We start from the raw sequence: 18,465 nt of genomic DNA, 5'->3' as shown, positions 1-18,465 counted from the left end.
GTAAACCGCTTTCTCTTCATCAGTCCGTCCTTCAATCGAGGCCGGACTCTAATCTCAGATGGAGGAAATTACCCGTGGCAGGTCAGATCCGATCCACGCGGGGTAGCCGCACCCCACAGGCCTCAGCCGCGGCCCAGGATGAAAGCGCCGATTGAGTGAACGGATCGGCCGCGCGTTCAGGCGGAAGCGCGAGGTAAATTCCCTGCATCCGCAGCGTCGACCTCGACCGGCTTCATTGCCAACATCTCGACGTTGTCGGTGCAGGGCGGTGTCGTCAAGGATGCCTCACGCCAGTAGCCGAGCGAGGCCGGCACAGTCCATTGGGATCGACCTCGTCGACCGCCATCTCCTCGCCTGGCCGCGCGCGAAAAGCCGCGGCAAGGCCGGCAAAGTTGGCATTTGAGTGGGGGTAAACATCTTCTGGGACTTCGCACGCGAAATCGGAGGCGGCAGTCAACTCAGCACCAACCGGGCATGTGTTCTGCTCGTTCCTGGCCCTCGTACTCAGCAAGGAACTGCGCCGCTCTGCCCCGAATGGCAACCGCTCCTCCGCGACCGCCTCCAGGAGCCACCATCGAAAAGGATGGTCGCGTCGTCACCACCACGTCATGGCAAAAGTGGGCAACGTCTTGAAGGCAGCTGGCATCGCTCTGCGACACACCTCGACAAACAACTCGCCTGAGATCACCCCCAAAAAGGTAGTGGCAACACGCGCCGGCGCGCGCCTAACATGCTGATTAATGACATTATTCTTACAGCCGGTGTTTAAGTGGGGCTAAATCTCTTCTGGGACTTCGCACGCGAAATCGGAGGCGGCAGTCAATTCGGTACCAACAACGGCAAGGTCGGATCCGGCGTGCCCGAGACACTCAATAATTTCAAGCAAAGGCGCCAGGCGAGATGCCTCCTGCAACATCATTTCCCGCATCCACAGGCTTGCCGGATCAGTATTGTGAAGCGCAGGCCATTGGACGGCCTCCGTGAATGCGGGATGAGGAAGTGGCGGCGGAAGTCCGACAATCCGCAGGGGTGTTGTTTTTGCGAAATGCTGCGCCAGCCGTAAGGGCATGGTCCCGATGCGGTTGGTGCCTGATACAACGGGCGGGATCATGCTAAAGCCCTGTACGACGACCTCGATACGTCTCTCGAAACCGTGCTCGAGCAAATACCATTCCTCCATGGTGGGCTGCCGGGTGTGCCTGAATCTGAGCACAACATGCCCCATGGACAAGTATCGCTCGAATGTAAGTGGCTCTGACAGCTGCTTGTTCGTGCCGCAGCCTACGCATACGAGCATATCTTCGAACAGGGCTGCGCGAGGATGTTTCGACATGAACACTTCCGGCATAATCAGAAAATGAACGTCGCCGCGCCGGAGAAGCTCCTCGGGGTCGTCGGAAATAGCCAGACATTCGAAGCGGACGGCGGGAGCTTCCCGCGCAGCACGCTCTACGATCTTCTTAAAAAATACGAGCGTGAGGTAATCGGAAAGCATGATTCGGAAGAGACGATCCGATTGGGCTGGGTTAAAGGCGTCCCAGGAAATAATCGATAGCTGGATGTGCAGCAATGCGTCCCGGACTGCTGGGGCGAGCCCCTCCGCGCGCGGTGTCAAAATGAGCTCGCGGCCGTTCATCGCAAATAGCTCATCGCTGAAATAGGCGCGTAACCGAGCGACGGCGGCGCTCATGGCCGGCTGGCTCAGGTTAATACTCCGGGCCGCCGCGGTGACTTTACGTTCCCTGATCAGAGCGTCCAGCACAACGAGGAGATTTAGATCCAGCCCCTTAAAACGCATGTCCTGATCTATCCAGCGTGTGGATGGGTATCATCTAAACAATCAATTTTACGAATTTACGAACCATGCATTAGAGGAACGTAAATGACCGACGTCAAGCTCAAATCGACGGCGCCGCAACACGGGCGGGAACATCGAGAGAGCTCATTTGCGAGCCCGACCGGCCGGCTCACCTTCGCTAACGACAACGGTTGAGTGCAGTCAAACAACGCCGCCGCTTTGGCCGGGTAATGCGGCCCGCAAGAAACCAATAAGAAAGAGAGATCCTGAATGCGCTCGCAGGTGCAGTGGAAGTTGTGCTGGGAAAACGAGTTGCAGCTCTCGGACCACGTCGAGCTCGCCCAGTTTTTTCGTAATACCTACGGGCCGACTGGGGCGTCCAACGCAGAACCGTTCGAAGGTAGTCGAAGCTGGGCCGGAGCCAGGCCTGAACTCCGCGCAATCGCCTATGATTCGAGCGGTGTAGCGGCTCACATGGGCATACTGCGCCGTTTCATCAAGGTTGACGCGGTCGATCTGTTGGTGGCTGAGCTGGGCCTGTACGGGGTACGTCCGGATCTTGAGGGTCTCGGAATCGCCCATTCAATCCATGTCATGCTTCCAATACTGCAGGAGCTTGGCGTTCCATTCGCTTTCGGAACCGTCCGGGACGCGCTGCGGAATCATGTTGAGAGGTTCGCGCGGCGATACAGCCCTTTGGCCGTTTTGTCGGGAATTCGCGTGCGCTCCACCCGACCAGAGGCGCGCCTCGACCTGCCGCCCACACGCATCGATGACGCACTCACCATTGTTCTGCCAGTTGGACGGCCGATCAGCGAATGGCCCACGGGCACGATGATCGATCGGAACGGACCAGAGCTATGAGCCGTCCCGATTGCTTGTACGAAGTGCGCCGTGAGTGCTCTGACGGCACCGGCCGTCGCAGCGTTTATCTGACGTTTGACGACGGTCCCAATCCACTTTTCACACCGGAGATTCTGGATGTGTTGGCAGAGCAGCGGGTGCCGGCGACTTTCTTCGTCATCGGCGCCTACGCCTTAGAGCACCCGGATCTAATCCAACGAATGTTTGCAGAAGGGCACGAGCTAGGCAACCACACCATGACTCATCCGGATCTGTACAAATGCGGCTTCGGCGAAGTGCAACGTGAGATCTTTGAAGCGAACGGCGCCATCATGAGGGCGTGCCCTCAGGCCTCGGTGCGCTATATTCGCGCGCCCTACGGGGCCTGGAGCGAAGAAGTCTTCACAGCGTCACAGATCGCCGGGCTGACGGCCCTCCATTGGTCCGTCGACCCTCGAGATTGGTCTCGCCCTGGGGTCGACGCGATTATCGATACCGTGCTCGCCTCTGTCCGGCCGGGCGCAATCGTACTCTTGCACGACGGATGCCCTCCCGGCGAGTTGAGCCAGGGCGCTCACGCCGGTCTGCGCGACCAGACGGTCACGGCGCTGTCCCGGCTGATTCCAGCACTTCATGAGCGCGGATTTGTAATCCGCTCACTTCCTCAACATCACTGAACAAACGAGATCCCATGACTCTTCTTGGTACAACCAGCACTGTGGCCATTTCGCTTTATGCACTGCTCTCGACTGCTTATAAGAGCATGCAGGGGATTTATGCTCTGCCGACAAACGACTCATCGGCGTTGGAGGATCTCGTCGGCTCCGATCAACTGCCCAGCGTGGATGTCATCGTCCCCTGCTTCAACGAGGATCCGCGCACGCTTTCAGAGTGCCTGGCGTCCATTGCAGACCAAGAATACGCCGGAAGACTTCGGGTCTATGTGGTTGATGACGGTTCTGGAAATCGCGAAGCCGTAGGAACTGTCCACGAAACCTACGCGCGCGACCCTAGGTTCGACATCATTTTGCTTCCCGAGAATGTTGGAAAGCGCAAGGCGCAGATCGCCGCGATACGCCGCTCATCCGGGGATTTGGTGCTTAACGTTGATTCAGACACGATACTCGCGTCCGACGTCATCACCAAGCTTGTACCGAAGATGCGAGATCCAGCGGTCGGCGCAGTCATGGGTCAGTTGATTGCCAGTAACCGGAGCGAGAGCTGGCTGACAAGGCTGATAGACATGGAGTACTGGCTGGCTTGCAACGAGGAGCGCGCGGCACAGGCTCGCTTCGGTGCCGTTATGTGCTGTTGCGGCCCATGTGCCATGTACCGCCGGTCTGCGCTCCTTTTGTTACTGGACCAGTACGAGTCGCAATTTTTTCGGGGCAAGCCAAGCGACTTCGGGGAGGATCGCCATCTCACTATCCTCATGCTGAAAGCAGGCTTTCGAACCGAGTACGTTCCGGGCGCCATCGCGGCCACAGTCGTTCCGAACAGACTCGGACCGTATCTGCGCCAACAACTCCGTTGGGCACGAAGCACATTCCGGGACACGCTGCTTGGGCTGCGCTTGCTGCCCGGCCTCAATAGCTATCTCACGTTGGATGTGGTCGGACAGAATCTCGGGCCGCTACTCCTCGCCCTATCGGTACTAACGGGCCTCGCACATTTCGCACTGACAGGCACTGTGCCTTGGTGGACAGGACTGATGATTGTGTCCATGACCATGCTCCGATGCAGCGTGGTAGCATTTCGTGCTCGACAGTTTCGATTTCTGGGCTTTTCCCTGCACACGTTCATCAACATCTTTCTCTTACTTCCCTTGAAGGCCTACGCGCTGTGTACATTGAGCAATAGCGATTGGCTGTCGCGAAGCTCTGCTGTCGCTACATCGAACACTGGGGGAAAACAGGCCCCCACCCAAACTCCGATCACTGGATCAAGCAGGGCAGAATTCTCACCGCATGCGGCTCCGCTTCGCAGGCTCAATCTTGCGCGGATTCTTCGGGATTAGCGCTGTCGAGCAACATCTGCGGCGACGAGTGATCGCTAATTACCTAGGTGGACGAGAGGTGGACGAGTTTGACCCAGAACATGAATCATCAGTTGCTCGATCGGGAATTGGCCGCAGACGATCCGTGGCGCCTCGACGGCAATCCGTTCGAGCGGGAGCGCCACACGCAAATGCTCCAGCTGGCGCTTGCCCAAGGCTCCATTACAAATGCCCTCGAAGTCGGGTGCGCTGCCGGCGCATTCACGGAAAAACTAGCCCCCTACTGCCAAGGGCTCACCGTCATCGATGTCGTGGCGCAAGCGATTGCTCGAGCACGTCAACGGATAAAGGAGCCGTCGCGCATCAACTGGATAGTCTCCGACGTTCAACAGTTTTCGACCGACGAGTTGTTTGACCTGATCGTTGTGGCGGAGGTCCTATACTACCTCGAAGACATAGCCGAGATGCGCGCGGCCGTCAAAAACCTGGTGCGGGTGCTTGCGCCAGGCGGGCATCTGATCTTCGGATCGGCAAGGGATGCTAATTGCCGTCGCTGGGGTCACGCCGCTGGTGCTGAGCCGGTCATCGCCATGCTGAACGAAACGTTGATCGAGGTAGAGCGTCTTGAGTGTCGGGGCGAGTCGGTCAACGAAGACTGCTTGCTCGTCCGTTTCCGGAACCCGCTTTCCGCTTCCTGATGAATCGAATCTATCGCCGTTAACGTGGAGACACTATGCGCATCTGTGGTACCAAGCTGACCCATGATGGGGCGATCGCCCTTGTCGAGGATGGACGGCTCGTCTTCTGCGTTGAGCAGGAAAAGCGGCACAACAATCCTCGTTATCAAACCATCGATAATCTCGACGCAATTGTCGCCGCTTTGGCGGAACAGGGGCTAAATCCTTGTGATGTCGATCAGTTCGTTATCGACGGCTGGGATGGCGAAGACGAGTCACAGTTTCAGGTCCGGCAGGCAACCAAGCAACCGCCAGTCTTGGCGTCCCTCTCGGTAAAATGAACCCATGTCCATGGTAGCGATCGATCTTACTGACGTAAGCAAAACTTATGACAAGCTCGTTGTCGACAGACTGTCGTTCCGCGTTGCGGCGGGGGAATGCTTCGGGCTCTTGGGACCGAACGGTGCGGGCAAAAGCACGATTGCGCGTATGGTCCTCGGCATGACATCGCCTGATGCGGGGAAGATTACTGTGCTCGGCGCTCCAGTGCCGGCGCGCGCGCGTTTGGCACGTATGCGCATCGGCGTGGTCCCGCAGTTCGACAATCTTGATACCGCGTTCACTGTACGCGAGAACCTGTTGGTGTTCGGGCGCTACTTCCGGATGAGCAGACGCCAGATCGAAGCGGTCATACCATCGCTGCTTGAGTTCGCCCGCCTCGAGAACAAAGCGGATGCGCGCGTCGCCGAACTGTCCGGCGGCATGAAGCGGCGCCTGACGCTCGCGCGTGCGCTGATCAATGACCCGCACTTGCTGGTGATGGACGAGCCGACCACCGGCCTCGATCCGCAGGCCCGCCACCTGATCTGGGAACGGCTGCGATCGCTGCTGGCGCGGGGCAAGACTATTCTTTTGACTACCCATTTCATGGAAGAGGCCGAGCGGCTGTGCGATCGGCTGTGCGTTATGGAGGAGGGGCGCAAGATCGCCGAAGGCCGCCCGTCCGCACTCATTGACGAGCAGATCGGCTGTGACGTGGTCGAGGTCTACGGCGGCAATCCGCATGAACTGGGTGCGCTGATCCGGCCGTACGCACAGCGCATCGAGGTGAGCGGTGAGACGCTTTTTTGCTATGCACCCGATCCGGAGCAGGTGCTGGTGCAGCTACGCGGGCGCGCGGGTCTGCGCCTTCTGCAGCGTCCCCCCAATCTCGAGGATGTGTTCTTGCGGCTAACCGGGCGAGAGATGGAGGACTGAACAATGGGCGAACGTTATGCGGCGGCCATGCCCGCCAATGCGTGGAATTGGGTCGCGGTTTGGCGCCGCAACTATCTTGGATGGAAGAAAATCGGGCTTGCATCGGTTCTCGGCAACCTCGCCGATCCGATGATCTATCTGTTCGGTCTCGGCTTTGGCATCGGAACAATGATAGGTCCTGTTGAGGGCACTTCGTACATTGCGTTTCTCGCGGCTGGCATGGTTGCCACAAGCGCGATGGCATCGGCGACTGCTGAAACGGTTTACGGGAGTTTCGGCCGCATGGACAACCAGCGCACCTGGGAAGGAATGCTATGCACTCAGCTGACGCTCGGCGATATCTTACTCGGCGAATTGGCGTGGGCAGCCACCAAGGCCCTGATGGCGGGCACAGCAATCACTATTGTTGCCACCACGCTCGGCTACACATCGTGGCCATCCATCCTCTGCTTGCTGCCAGTCATCGCTCTCAGTGGCCTCGCCTTCGCGAGTCTAGCGATGGTCGTCACGGCGCTTGCGCCCAGTTATGAATATTTCATATTTTATAATACGCTTGTTATAACACCCATGCTGTTCCTTTGCGGCGCGATGTTTCCGGTCAACCAATTGCCCGGCGCTTTTCAGGACGTCGCCTTCTTGTTGCCGCTCGCACATGCAATTGACCTCATTCGTCCGGCGATGCTTGGCCGTCCGGCCGGCAGCATGGGCCTGCATATCGGCGCGCTTTGCATATACACGGTTTTGCCGTTCTTCCTATCGGTTGCTCTATTTCGTCGTCGGCTGATGCGTTGACGCTACTCACCATTCGTAAAATTGATTCTTTGGGCGATACCCATCCACGCGTCGGATAGGTCAATACATGCGTTTTAAGGGACTCGATCTAAATCTCCTCGTTGTGCTGGACGCTTTGATCAGGGAGCGTAAAGTCACCGCCGCGGCCCGCAGTATTAACCTGAGTCAGCCGGCCATGAGCGCCGCCGTCGGTCGGTTACGCGCCTATTTCAGCGATGAGCTATTTACGATGAACGGCCGCGAACTCATTTTGACACCGCGCGCGGAGGGGCTCGCCACAGCAGTCCGGGAGGCATTGCTGCACATCCAGCTGTCGATTATTTCCTGGGACGCCTTTAACCCGGCCCGATCGGATCGTCGCTTCCGCATCATCCTTTCCGATTACCTCACACTCGTATTTTTTAAGAAGATCGTAAAGCGTGCTGCGCGGGAAGCTCCCGCCGTCCGCTTCGAATGTCTGCTTATTTCCGACGACCCCGAGGAGCTTCTCCGGCGCGGCGACGTTGATTTTCTGATTATGCCGGAAGTGTTCATGTCGAAACATCCTCGCGCAGCCCTGTTCGAAGATATGCTCGTATGCGTAGGCTGCGGCACGAACAAGCAGCTGTCAGAGCCACTTACATTCGACCGATACTTGTCGATGGGGCAGGTTGTGCTTAAATTCGGGGACACCCGGCAGCCCTCCATCGAGGAATGGTATTTGCTCGAGAACGGTTTCGAGAGACGTATCGAGGTCGTCGTACAGGGCTTTAGCATGATCCCGCCCCTTCTATCAGGCACCAACCGCATCGGGACAATGCCCTTACGGCTGGCGCAGCATTTCGCAAAATTAACACCCCTGCGGATTGTCGAACTTCCGCCGCCACTTCCTGCCGCATTCACGGAGGCCGTCCAATGGCCTGCGCTTCACAATAATGATCCGGCAAGCCTATGGATGCGGGAAATGATGTTGCAGGAGGCATCTCGTATGATTACCCCGCCTAAGAGCACCGGACGTCTCAGTTGTCGGCCGAATTGAGAAACTGACTCCCTCGGTTATGAGAGGAGGCATGGATGGCGATTGGGATTGGGCGATTCCTGCATTGTCGAGAACGATGCAGGGAGAGCAGATCCTTCAGCATGAAGAGGTGGCAGCGATGCTGCGGCTGCATGAGCTTGGCTGGGGAATGAACCGACGGGCGAAAGAATTCGGGTGCGCGCGCAACACGGTGCCTCGGTATCTAAGCGAGGGCGGGACTGTTCCGTTTCGCAAGCCTGTGCGGCCGACCGCGTTTGACGGACTGGACGATTGGCTGCGGGAGCGCTTCTTCCCCCATGGCTCGGGCTGGATGACGATCTCGACCCGCTCCAGATGCGCCGGGAACGCCTTGCGCGGTCGCGCAGCACGTCGCGGCTCGCCTGTCGGTCTTGCGGCCTCGAGCTCGGACTCAATCGCGCCGAGCCCGGTCTGGATTTCGTCGAAGGCGAAGGCCTGCTGGTCACGTTCGAGCTTCTCGGAGCTGCGACCGAAGCGGCGCGCTCCAGCTGCTTGACGATCCCATGAAGGTCGGCGATCCGCTCCTGGGCAGGCTCGTTGAGTGTCGCCATCCGGACGATCTCGGCCTTGAGTGTTTCGCTCCGGAGTTGTTGCAGTTCGGCCTTCTCCGCCGCCATGGCGACGAACATCGCCTTGAGCGTATCGATTTCGTGGGGACGGGCCGAAGCGCTTCTCATCATGACGCCGACAGAAGCTTATTGTGCACGGCCTGAAGCCCGCCTTTTGCGCCTGAGTCACTTCGCCACCGCCTTCCGGCCGGACGCCGTCGCCGTTCGGCTCGAACGCGTGTCCAGTCCATGCCTTCGACGAGCGCCATCAGTTTCGGCGCGGCAAGCCGATCACGCCGTTCTCCGCCAGCGGAACTTGTCCTCGTCCAGCGCTCACGGTGCGGGTATGCCGGCGTCGAGCAAACAGAGAGAAGTTTGGGGCCCAACCAGGACGGCCCCGTTACGAAGTTCGTCCTAGTCCCGGTTTGAGTGTCGAATCTTCATCGATTGCTTGGGCGACCAGCGTCCCCGCCGCCAGCGAGCCCGCAACTGCTCAGCAGAAGGGCGAAGTGAACGTGAATGCATCCATTTCGTAAATGTGTGTCTATCCAAGCAATCGATTTCTCTAATTATCCGATGAGCAATATGAACGCGTCAGGCAGGGTGCATCATTAGGAGTATTTTCGATGGCAAAGATTATCGAGGGTGGCCCGGATGCCGAAACACTCATCGGCACCGAGCTTGACGATTGGATGGAGGGTTTCCAGGGCGGTGACTGGATTGACGGTCGTGGCGGCAACGACGAGATCTCGGGTGGCCCGGACAGTGACCGACTCATCGGCGGCAAGGGTAACGACCGCATCTTCGGCGGAGATGGCTGGGACGATCTCTCCGGCGACAACGGCCGCTTCAACCCGCGCGTCTCCGGTGAGGACAATGACAGGCTCAGCGGCGGTCCCGGCCAGGATGTCCTCTACGTGGGTGACGGCCAGGACACGTTGACCGGGGGCACCGACAGTGACACGTTCGTGTTCCAGTTCCACAATCCGGTGCCTGGGGTTGTCGGGTCGAAGTCGGACATTACCACTATCACCGATTTCAACCCGGCGGAGGACAAGTTCGCCTTCGATGCGGTGGGCCTCTACAATGACGGTTTTGGCGCGAACTTCGTCAACAACGCCAGCATACAGTCCGGCTACCCGGTGAGCAGCTTCTACAGTGGTGCGGCCTCAGGTGCGAACGGCGAACACGTCGTGGTAATCACTGGCGAATCTTTCAACTCTGCTTCTGAAGCCGCGAGTGCGATCTCCGGCGAGCACGCCGGCGACATCATTGTCTACCAAAGCAGCTACACCGACAGAGTCGCAACTCTGGCCTATGTCACCGCCGAGAACAACGCGCATGAATTCGTCCACCTGGGCGGTGTGGTCACCGTGGCCGACCTAGGCCTGACCGCGTCGGACTTCACCTTCGTTTGATCCAGAAAACCCATACGGAACAGCGCCCCGCCCCCCGGGGGCGGGCGCTTTCCGTTTCCGCTACTGGCGATGGGCCGGGGCGCCCGGGAGCAGTCGCAGCGTGTACAGCTTGACGAAGCCCTGCACGTCGCGCTGGTCGTACACCGAAATCTCCCTGAAGGCGTGGAGGCGGAAGCCTGTTCGGGCCCTTGCGGCCGGCCACGATGACGTTGCCCTTCCAAACCTTCAGCCGGACGGTGTTGTTGTTGACCCGCTCCATTAGATGCCAAACCAAACACATTCGGCGGGAGCACTGATCCTGAATCAGCGCGCGGATGCAGTCGGTTGCCGCTCGGGGAGCAATATAGGGAGCTGGGTCGCCAGATCCTCACGGAGACCTACGTGAGTAACCATTCCTTGAAGGATTCAGCTTTGAGACCTTTCCCTCTGAGTTCCGCTATTTGGGGAATTCTGTTGATCAGCGGCGTGGTCAACGTGCTTGCGCTGATCTCGCCGCTGTTCATGCTTCAGGTCTACGACCGCGTTCTGGCAAGTGGCAGCGTATCGACGCTAGTGGGGCTCGTCGTGCTTGCTGCAGGGCTTTATGCGTTCCAATGCCTGCTCGACGTTTTGCGCGCCCGCGTGCTGCTGCGGATTGGCGAGCGTTTCGATGAACAGTTTTCCGGACGCGTTCACGATGCGATCGTTCGCCTTCCGCTTTTAACGCGCATGCCGGGCGACGGCTTGCAGCCGCTTCGCGATCTCGACAATATTCGCGGATTCTTAGGTGGAAACGGTCCGACAGCGTTCTTCGATCTGCCATGGATGCTGCTTTATCTTGCCATTTGCTTCCTCTTTCATTTCTGGATCGGCATGACGGCCCTTATCGGGGCGATCGGTCTCACATCTCTGACACTTCTTGCCAACACTCTCTCGCAACAACCGATACGCGATACCATTGCCCACAACATGGCACGAAATGGTCTACTGCAAGCAGCGCGTTGCAATGCCGAGGTCGTGCAAGCTCTCGGTCTCGGAAGGCGGATCGCTGCCCGATGGCACACGGCCAATGCCAAGTATCTGGCCGCCAGCCGGAAAGCCGGGGACGTGGCAGGTGGGCTGGGTGCCATTTCAAAGTCGCTGCGCGTGCTGCTGCAATCGGCCATTCTTGCCGTCGGCGCGTACCTTGTCATCAGACAGGAGGCTACGGCCGGGGTCATGATTGCCAGTTCGATCATGATGGGGCGTGCGCTGGCTCCGGTCGATCTGGCCATTTCAAGCTGGAAATCCTTCCTCATGGCGCGCCAGGGTTGGGCGCGGCTGGAGGACCTCTTGGAAAAGGTTCCTGAAACCGCTCCTGTTATGCCAATGCCTGCACCTGAACGCGAACTCCGCCTCGAAGGCGTGACAATCGTTCCGCCCGGTGAAAGGAAGCCGACCGTGACCGGCCTTGCGTTTGCCGTTCAGGCGGGAAGCGCACTCGGGATCATCGGTGCATCGGGTTCGGGCAAGTCGACACTCTCGCGCGCCATCGTCGGCGCATGGACGCCGGTCGCCGGAAAGGTTCGCATCGACAGCGCAAGCCTCGATCAATGGGACCGGGAAGCGCTAGGCCGTCATATCGGCTATTTGCCGCAAGGTGTTGAACTGTTCGACGGCACCATTGCCGAAAACATCGCTCGTTTTGAAGATAATCCTGACCCTGAGGCTATTGTCACCGCGGCGAAAGCAGCGGGCACGCACGAACTGATCCTCCGATTTGAGCACGGCTACGAAACTCCGATTGGTGAGGCCGGATCGGCACTTTCCGCCGGGCAGCGCCAGCGTATCGGTCTTGCCCGTGCTCTTTATCGAGACCCTTTCCTTGTTGTGCTGGATGAACCCAATGCCAATCTCGATGCGGAAGGCGAGGCTGCGGTCGTCAAGGCGATCGCCTCCGTGCGCGGGCGCAAGGGCATTGCGGTTGTCGTCGCCCATCGGCCGAGCGCCATCCGCGCCGTGGATTTTGTGTTGGTCATGGAAGGTGGACGGCAGCGAGCATTCGGTGCGCGTGATGAAGCGCTTTCCAAAGTCTTGAAGAGGGCAGCGATGGCACCAGGCGCTGGCGTCAAGGCCATCAAGTCTACACAGGATAACGTGGGAGAGCGCGCTGACATGGAGGATCCCGGTGGCCGGCATTCATCAGAATAATGACGTTTCCAGCTCCATTCGCCGGCACCTGGTGGCGGGCCTTCTGGCGAGCGTGATCTTTGTTGGAGGAGCCGGAGCCTGGGCGGCCTTCACGAATCTCTCCGGTGCGGTTGTCGCGTCCGGACACTTTGTCGTCGATTCCTATGTGAAGAAGGTGCAGCACCCGACCGGCGGGGTGGTGGGAGAAATCCTGGTGAGCGAAGGTGATAAAGTAAAAGCCGGCGACATCCTCATGCGGCTCGACGCCACCCAGACGCGCGCCACTCTCGCTGTAGTCACCAAGCGGCTCGATGAGCTGGCCGCCAACCTGGCACGACTCGAAGCTGAGCGTGACGATCTGGCGGAGATCGCCTTCCCGGACTGGCTGCTCGCCCGCAGAGATGTTCCGGACGTAGCTTCGGCAGTACATGGCGAGACGCGGCTGTTCGAATTCCGCAGACAATCCCGCGACGGAAGGCAGGCGCAGCTAGCGGAACGCATCACTCAATATGAGCACGAGATCGAGGGGCTCAAGGCGCAGGAAATCGCTTCTGAGAAAAGCACCGAGATTCTCCAAAAGGAAGTTGCTGCCCTGAGTGGGCTGCGCGACCAAGGCATTGTCTCGGACCAACGCTTGAACAGCCTGAAGACGCAGGTTGCCACTTTCGGCGGCGAACGCGGTGAGAAGATTGCACATCAGGCACAGACGGCAGCCCGCATAGCCGAAACGCGCCTGCAGATCCTGCAGATCGATCCGGATTTCAAGACGGAAGTCGGCCAGGAGCTCAGAGAGGTTCAGGCGCAGGTTGGGGAGTATGTTGAGCGCAAGGTGGCGGCTGAACAGGAACTGCGACGGATCGATATTGTCGCGCCGCAGTCAGGCGCCATTCAACAACTCGCAGTTCATACGGTCGGAGGAGTGATCACGCCCGCCGATCCGATTATGCTAATCGTTCCGGAAGGCGACGATCTTGCGCTTGAAGCACGAATCACCCCGAAGGACATCGACCAAATCCAGCTTGGTCACAAGGCCGTGCTGCGGATGTCAGCCTTCAATCTGAGGACCACGCCGGTATTGAACGGATATGTCAGCCGGATCGCAGCCGATCTGGCGACGGACGAAAAAAACGGCGTTTCGTATTACCTGGTGCGTCTGTCGGTTCCGCATGCGGAACTGACGAAGCTCAAGGACCTGACGCTCGTGCCCGGCATGCCGGCCGAAGCGATGATCCAGACGGGCGAGCGTACGGCGCTTTCTTATTTTGTGAAGCCGCTGTCGGACCAAATCAGTCGCGCATTCCATGAGGAATGAAAGTGATCCACAGAAATATTTTGTTGGTATTCTTGTTGGTTGTTACGCATGCATGAGAGTCATAACCGTCTGAAAACACAACCATGCGTTCCTCAGTTGGATTGCGCCTCTGACTCAGATACGTGGTTCCGCGGTCATTTTGCCCTTGCAAGTCGCCGCCCATTCAGTTCTTGGCCTCGAGCGCATTAAGATACCCATCATCGTACACAAAGGCTGGAAAAGAGTCCGGTGTCTTGAGCGATCCTAGGTCTGGAGACCTAGGGTGAGCCTGCAAGCACAGGGCCAGGACATGATTGAGCGTCTGCAATATTCGGACAGGTGCATAGAAAGACAGGCAGGCGCCAAAGACGCGCTTTCAACGCACTAAACCGATGCTGCGCACCCCGAGCGTCTTGCCGCCCTCGCTCCCGCCGGTAGGAATCAATCGCGAGCAGGCTGCGACGTTCATCGGCGTAAGCTCAACGACCTTTGATGAAATGGTCCAGGACGGCCGGATGCCGCAGCCACGAATGCCGAGCAAGGGGCGCATTGTTTGGGACGTCGAGGAACTTGTATTGGCGTTTCGAAAGCTCCCTCACCGCCAAATCGGAGGAGCACCAAAGCTTGACGAAGATTCGCCGCCACTAGACAATCCTTGGGATCGAAAACCACGAACATGACGGATGAGCCCGTGAAGGTCGATCTTAAGGGCGTAGTGAAGGACACTGATCGCCACGGCAATGATCGGTACTATTTTCGCGCACCGGGTCGGAAGAAGGTCCGGCTCCGTGAACCGACCGGCAGCGACGAGTTCCTCGAGGAACTGCGGTGCGCGCGCGCCGAGGTCACTTATGTTCGGCCCGGCACTCTTCCCGAGATTTGCCGGCGCCTCCCCAAGCCTTCCGAGCCAGCGAAGAAAGGCACGTTGCTGTGGCTTTGCCAGGAGTATTACCGTCGGGGCGGCACGGAAATCACCCAAGACACTATGGCGCGCCGACGAGCAATTCTGGAGCGCGTATGCGAATTACCTCATCCCCTCGAAGGTGACCCGGATCCTCAGTATCCCACCAAGGGATCTCTGCCATTCGCCGGTATGAAACGGTCTCATGTTAAGGAGATCAGGGACACCAGGCTCGACGCCCTTGGCGCGGCAAACAATATCGTAAAAGCCATCAGCGCGATGTTTGAGTGGGCAAAGGACACAGAGATTCCGGGCGTCGACTCCAATCCCGCCCGCGGCATCAGACGGCTAAAGAGCGGCGACGGCTGGCACCCATGGGACGTGTCGGAGATCGTTCAATATGAGAAGCGGCATCCGCTGGGTACCGCAGCCAGACGTGCGCTCTCGATCTTCATGTTTACTGGCCTGCGGTTGTCCGACGTCGCGATCTTCGGTCGACAGCACATCACGCTCGTCTACAACGAGGAGACCGAGCAGTGGGAGAAGTGGATCAGAATTAAGCCTGGGAAGACCAGTCGTAACAAGGATGCGGTGTTGGTGGAGCTCCCGCTTCTGCCCGAACTAGAGGCGGAACTTGAGCACACGCCCTCCGACCAGATGACTTTCCTGGTCAATGAGTATGGTCGCCCGTTCTCGGAGAACGGTCTGGGCAACAAGATGCGCCAGTGGTGTGATCAAGCTGAGCTGCCGCACTGCAGTGCTCATGGAATTCGCAAGGCCGGCGCGACGATCGCCGCTGAGAACGGCGCGACGCACGAGCAGCTGAAGGCGATATATGGGTGGACTACGTACCAGCAGCCCGACCACTACATTAAGAAAGCGCGTCGCCGGAAGGTAGCGAGAGCGGCGAAATACCTGCTGGTTATCGATCGAAAAGAGAACAAAATTGTCCCACTTTCTGAGAGGGTTGAAAGAGGTGGGACAAAAATGGCCAAAAAATCCAATTAAATCAACGGCCACAAAAGCCAATGGTGGGCCCGGAGGGACTCGAACCCCCAACCAAGCGGTTATGAGCCGCCGGCTCTAACCATTGAGCTACAGGCCCCACGGCGCTGGATTAGTGATTTTCCCTGAACCGCACAAGGCTTTCCGAGGGCTTTCCGAGCAGGCGTTCCAAGGGGGCTGGCAGAGATCGCCCAAATCAGCCCATATTGATAACCTATTGCACGTCGCCCATTGGACGCCGGCCAACACTCGGCTGTCTTGGGATCCCAGATCGAGGAGATTTCATGACCAGACGTATTTTGCCCCTGGCGATTGCCGCCGCAATCGCATTTCCGGCGATCGCGGCCGCCGCCGATTCGCCACCGCCGCCGCGTATCGTTGTCACCGGTGAAGGCGAGGCGGCGATAGCACCCGATCTGGCTCTGCTGACGCTCAGCGTCATGCGCGAAGCCAAGACGGCACGTGCAGCGCTCGATGCCAATAACGACGCCATGGCCGCAGTGATCGCTGCCATGAAATCGTCCGGCATCAAGGAGCGCGACCTGCAGACCGCGGGCATCCAGATCAATCCGCGCTATAACTACGCCAACAAGCCCGACGGCAGCCAGGAGGCCGAGCTTGTCGCCTACCAGGTGACCAACACGCTTTCGGTGCGCATCCGCGACATCGACAAGACCGGCGACATTCTCGATAAGGCGGTGTCGCTCGGCGTCAACCAGGGCGGCGGCATCTCCTTCTCCAACGACGATCCGGCGGCAGCCGTCACCGAGGCGCGCAAGAAGGCCGTCGCCAATGCCATGGCCAAGGCCAAGACGCTGGCCGAAGCGGCCGGCGTCGGCATCGGCCGGGTCTTGGAAATCACCGACCAGAATTTCGCACCACCGCCGATGCCGATCAACGCCAAGGCATTCGATGCCGCCGGTGCGTCGGTCCCGGTGCAAGCCGGCGAAAATTCCTATACCGCACAGGTGACGGTGACTTTCGAATTGAAATGATCATCGCTTGCAGCATGAAAAACCCAGGAGGATCGATCCTCCGGGGTTTTTTGAGCCGCGCTTTCCGTCCTGGCGGAAAGGGCTCCGCTACTCTACCGGCTGCAAGTCAGCCGGCCGCAGGCCCGAAGACCTTAGCGATAGATGATCGGACAGCCGCGCTCGTTGGCGAATACGATCACGACGCGGTCGCCATACTGGCGGCCGGCGACCTTGACCGTGCGGCGGTTGATGTCGATGATGCGGGCGCGGTGCAGGCCCATGCGTTCGGCCTTGTCGATGGCACGCTCCGGCGAACAGGACCGGCGCCAGCCGCCATGACGACGGTGTTCGCGATAGTAACCATCATCTTCGTCGCCGGTATAGACGCCGACGCGCGGATCTTGGTTGTTGCCGAAGCCGAGATAGATGCTGTCAGCATGAGCGGGGATGGCAGCAAGCGTGCCAAGGCCGACAAGAGCCGAAAGAGCCGCCGTCTTGATGGTGTTGAACATTGTCTTCTCTCCTTGTTGAGGGTTTCCACACGTTTTCGTCGAACCGATGGGAGGAGAATGCACCTGTCTGTCTGAATTTTTTGCGAACCGGCCGTTCATCTCCAGTTCATAAGGCAGAACCGGAATAGTCTCTCGCTTCTGGAACCGGTGTTATGGACGGCGGTGCTGCATAGGGTGGGCATGGTGGATGGACAACGTCCGTTTTGCCGTCGTTCCGGATTCTCGATTTCGCGGTAAAATCCTAAGGCTCGTCCGCGAGCATATGGTCGAAATAGTCGTCCGGCTCGGCAAGGTCGGTCTCGCTGGCGCTGACCCGGCCGCGCATCGAGATGCCGGCCTCGTGCACGGTCTCGTCGCTTCCAGACACCAGCCTGTGCCACCAATAGAGGTCGCGGCCCTCGGCGACCAGCCGGTAAGCGCAGGTCTTGGGCAGCCAGCTGATGGTGCGCACATTCTGCGGCGTCAGCCCGACGCAATCCGGAACACGCGCCAGCCGGTTGGCATAGTCGGAGCAGCGGCAGCTTCCAGCGTCGAACAGCCGGCAGCCGACGCTGGTCCAGTAGATCTCGCCGGTGTCCTCGTCTTCGAGTTTGGACAGGCAGCATTTGCCGCAGCCGTCGCAGAGTGATTCCCACTCGGCCGGGGTCATCGCCTCGAGCGTCTTGGTCTTCCAGAACGGCTTTTCCATCGTCGGCATGTGGCCCTCGGACGCTTCAAGGTCAAGCACGGCAACCGTGCACCCTCGTCCGAACGATACGCCGGGACCATACGCCGGAACATACGCCAGGACCATACGAATGACATGAAGTCGCCTTCAAAACGCCGGTCAATCGCCCTGTGCCACAGCTAGAACCTACAAACAGGAACCAAACATGGTTGCTGAAAGTTTGGGCAGGGATGGGACGCCACAAGGAGTGTTTATGATGAAACGCCAACCACGGATTCTGGCAGGCACGGCGCTTGGCCTGTTGATGGCGTCCGCGCCGCTAGGCGCGTTCCCGCTGCAAGGCAATGCCGCATTCAGCCCCGTGCAACGCACCGCAGCGCCGTTCATCCCAGTGCAATCGAGTTGCGCCGAGGGCGAGTCGGCGGAGGCCTGCGCGCAAAGCCAGCAGGCAGAGCAGCCCAGAAAGAAGAAGCGCGACCAGCAGCAGCAAACGGAATCCGCTCCGGCCGAGCAGGCGGCTCCAGCCGAGTCCGAGCAACCCCGCAAGAAGCGGCGCAATCAGCAGCAGCAAACAGAATCCGCTCCGGCCGAGCAGATCGCTC

General features: G+C 59.1%; 15 protein-coding genes, 1 tRNA gene and 5 pseudogenes. 16 read left to right on the top strand and 5 right to left on the bottom strand.

The features are described 5' to 3' along the window. Positions 1–437: 437 nt before the first annotated feature. A pseudogene (locus NKI24_RS36115) lies at positions 438–682 on the top strand (IS1634 family transposase); the annotation flags it as partial. Between the two features lie 93 nt (positions 683–775). Here NKI24_RS36115 and NKI24_RS34340 read toward each other — a convergent pair. Continuing rightward, positions 776–1,798 carry a LysR family transcriptional regulator gene (locus NKI24_RS34340; RefSeq protein WP_352750603.1) on the bottom strand — a complete coding sequence of 341 codons (1,023 nt, stop codon included), beginning with the start codon at positions 1,796–1,798 and terminating at the stop codon, positions 776–778. Positions 1,799–2,068: 270 nt separating this feature from the next. Here NKI24_RS34340 and NKI24_RS34335 point away from each other — a divergent pair, with 270 nt between their 5' ends. The 9 genes and pseudogenes from NKI24_RS34335 to NKI24_RS34295 all read left to right on the top strand — a co-directional run. After that, entirely contained in the window at positions 2,069–2,662 is a 594-nt protein-coding gene (locus tag NKI24_RS34335) for a NodA family N-acyltransferase (RefSeq protein ID WP_352750601.1), read from the top strand. Then, complete coding sequence (gene nodB, locus NKI24_RS34330; protein ID WP_352457035.1) at positions 2,659–3,318, top strand: chitooligosaccharide deacetylase NodB; 660 nt, start codon at positions 2,659–2,661, stop codon at positions 3,316–3,318. Before NKI24_RS34335 ends, nodB begins: the two co-directional genes overlap by 4 nt. Before the next feature lie 14 nt (positions 3,319–3,332). Then, positions 3,333–4,658, top strand: a complete 1,326-nt coding sequence (gene nodC / locus NKI24_RS34325) for a chitooligosaccharide synthase NodC (RefSeq protein ID WP_352466667.1) — start codon at positions 3,333–3,335, stop codon at positions 4,656–4,658. A gap of 80 nt (positions 4,659–4,738) precedes the next feature. Beyond that, positions 4,739–5,335 carry a nodulation methyltransferase NodS gene (gene nodS, locus NKI24_RS34320; protein ID WP_352450799.1) on the top strand — a complete coding sequence of 199 codons (597 nt, stop codon included), beginning with the start codon at positions 4,739–4,741 and terminating at the stop codon, positions 5,333–5,335. 35 nt (positions 5,336–5,370) lie between these two features. Beyond that, positions 5,371–5,616, top strand: a pseudogene (locus NKI24_RS34315) (carbamoyltransferase N-terminal domain-containing protein); the annotation flags it as partial. A gap of 43 nt (positions 5,617–5,659) precedes the next feature. Continuing rightward, positions 5,660–6,571: a nodulation factor ABC transporter ATP-binding protein NodI gene (gene nodI, locus NKI24_RS34310; protein WP_023719311.1), complete on the top strand. Its 912-nt coding sequence runs from the start codon at positions 5,660–5,662 to the stop codon at positions 6,569–6,571. A 3-nt stretch (positions 6,572–6,574) separates the two neighbouring features. Beyond that, on the top strand, positions 6,575–7,363 hold the full coding sequence (locus NKI24_RS34305; RefSeq protein ID WP_352750599.1) for an ABC transporter permease: 789 nt from the start codon (positions 6,575–6,577) through the stop codon (positions 7,361–7,363). A 67-nt stretch (positions 7,364–7,430) separates the two neighbouring features. After that, a complete protein-coding gene (locus NKI24_RS34300) occupies positions 7,431–8,381 on the top strand; it encodes a LysR family transcriptional regulator (protein WP_352457039.1) in 951 nt (316 codons plus the stop codon). A 31-nt stretch (positions 8,382–8,412) separates the two neighbouring features. Then, a pseudogene (locus NKI24_RS34295) lies at positions 8,413–8,679 on the top strand (hypothetical protein); the annotation flags it as partial. Between the two features lie 77 nt (positions 8,680–8,756). Here NKI24_RS34295 and NKI24_RS34290 read toward each other — a convergent pair. Beyond that, positions 8,757–9,137, bottom strand: a pseudogene (locus tag NKI24_RS34290) (transposase domain-containing protein); the annotation flags it as partial. A gap of 436 nt (positions 9,138–9,573) precedes the next feature. Between NKI24_RS34290 and NKI24_RS34285 the strand changes: the two are divergent. The 4 genes from NKI24_RS34285 to NKI24_RS34270 all read left to right on the top strand — a co-directional run bounded on the left by NKI24_RS34285 (position 9,574) and on the right by NKI24_RS34270 (position 15,713). Then, positions 9,574–10,365, top strand: a complete 792-nt coding sequence (locus tag NKI24_RS34285) for a calcium-binding protein (RefSeq protein WP_352750598.1) — start codon at positions 9,574–9,576, stop codon at positions 10,363–10,365. A 396-nt stretch (positions 10,366–10,761) separates the two neighbouring features. Continuing rightward, positions 10,762–12,534, top strand: a complete 1,773-nt coding sequence (locus NKI24_RS34280) for a type I secretion system permease/ATPase (protein WP_352750605.1) — start codon at positions 10,762–10,764, stop codon at positions 12,532–12,534. Then, the gene (locus NKI24_RS34275; protein ID WP_352750596.1) at positions 12,512–13,825 is read left to right on the top strand and encodes an HlyD family type I secretion periplasmic adaptor subunit; all 1,314 of its coding nucleotides are present in this window, start codon (positions 12,512–12,514) and stop codon (positions 13,823–13,825) included. The genes NKI24_RS34280 and NKI24_RS34275 overlap by 23 nt, the downstream gene beginning before the upstream one ends. A gap of 670 nt (positions 13,826–14,495) precedes the next feature. After that, a complete protein-coding gene (locus NKI24_RS34270; protein ID WP_352646903.1) occupies positions 14,496–15,713 on the top strand; it encodes a tyrosine-type recombinase/integrase in 1,218 nt (405 codons plus the stop codon). A 21-nt stretch (positions 15,714–15,734) separates the two neighbouring features. Here NKI24_RS34270 and NKI24_RS34265 read toward each other — a convergent pair. Then, positions 15,735–15,810: transfer RNA gene (locus tag NKI24_RS34265), tRNA-Ile, on the bottom strand. Positions 15,811–15,994: 184 nt separating this feature from the next. Between NKI24_RS34265 and NKI24_RS34260 the strand changes: the two genes are divergently transcribed. Further along, positions 15,995–16,705, top strand: a complete 711-nt coding sequence (locus NKI24_RS34260; RefSeq protein WP_352750593.1) for an SIMPL domain-containing protein — start codon at positions 15,995–15,997, stop codon at positions 16,703–16,705. A 131-nt stretch (positions 16,706–16,836) separates the two neighbouring features. Here the strand turns inward: NKI24_RS34260 and NKI24_RS34255 are convergent, their stop codons facing one another. Then, the gene (locus tag NKI24_RS34255; protein WP_023678277.1) at positions 16,837–17,196 is read right to left on the bottom strand and encodes a hypothetical protein; all 360 of its coding nucleotides are present in this window, start codon (positions 17,194–17,196) and stop codon (positions 16,837–16,839) included. 241 nt (positions 17,197–17,437) lie between these two features. Next, complete coding sequence (locus NKI24_RS34250) at positions 17,438–17,884, bottom strand: YcgN family cysteine cluster protein (protein ID WP_023678278.1); 447 nt, start codon at positions 17,882–17,884, stop codon at positions 17,438–17,440. A gap of 232 nt (positions 17,885–18,116) precedes the next feature. Between NKI24_RS34250 and NKI24_RS34245 the strand changes: the two are divergent. Then, positions 18,117–18,465, top strand: a pseudogene (locus tag NKI24_RS34245) (OmpA family protein); the annotation flags it as partial.

The organism is Mesorhizobium sp. M0701 (assembly GCF_040320365.1).
GTDB lineage: Bacteria > Pseudomonadota > Alphaproteobacteria > Rhizobiales > Rhizobiaceae > Mesorhizobium.
This window is presented reverse-complemented; position numbering and strand designations above follow the sequence as displayed.

What these genes read in the sequence shown, in the direction of transcription:
- NKI24_RS34340 (WP_352750603.1), bottom strand. Translation starts at nt 1,798, where the DNA reads ATGCGTTTTAAGGGGCTGGATCTAAATCTCCTCGTTGTGCTGGACGCT.
- nodB (WP_352457035.1), top strand. Translation starts at nt 2,659, where the DNA reads ATGAGCCGTCCCGATTGCTTGTACGAAGTGCGCCGTGAGTGCTCTGAC.
- nodI (WP_023719311.1), top strand. Translation starts at nt 5,660, where the DNA reads ATGTCCATGGTAGCGATCGATCTTACTGACGTAAGCAAAACTTATGAC.
- NKI24_RS34260 (WP_352750593.1), top strand. Translation starts at nt 15,995, where the DNA reads ATGACCAGACGTATTTTGCCCCTGGCGATTGCCGCCGCAATCGCATTT.
- NKI24_RS34300 (WP_352457039.1), top strand. Translation starts at nt 7,431, where the DNA reads ATGCGTTTTAAGGGACTCGATCTAAATCTCCTCGTTGTGCTGGACGCT.
- nodC (WP_352466667.1), top strand. Translation starts at nt 3,333, where the DNA reads ATGACTCTTCTTGGTACAACCAGCACTGTGGCCATTTCGCTTTATGCA.
- NKI24_RS34255 (WP_023678277.1), bottom strand. Translation starts at nt 17,196, where the DNA reads ATGTTCAACACCATCAAGACGGCGGCTCTTTCGGCTCTTGTCGGCCTT.
- NKI24_RS34285 (WP_352750598.1), top strand. Translation starts at nt 9,574, where the DNA reads ATGGCAAAGATTATCGAGGGTGGCCCGGATGCCGAAACACTCATCGGC.
- NKI24_RS34250 (WP_023678278.1), bottom strand. Translation starts at nt 17,884, where the DNA reads ATGGAAAAGCCGTTCTGGAAGACCAAGACGCTCGAGGCGATGACCCCG.
- NKI24_RS34305 (WP_352750599.1), top strand. Translation starts at nt 6,575, where the DNA reads ATGGGCGAACGTTATGCGGCGGCCATGCCCGCCAATGCGTGGAATTGG.
- NKI24_RS34335 (WP_352750601.1), top strand. Translation starts at nt 2,069, where the DNA reads ATGCGCTCGCAGGTGCAGTGGAAGTTGTGCTGGGAAAACGAGTTGCAG.
- nodS (WP_352450799.1), top strand. Translation starts at nt 4,739, where the DNA reads ATGAATCATCAGTTGCTCGATCGGGAATTGGCCGCAGACGATCCGTGG.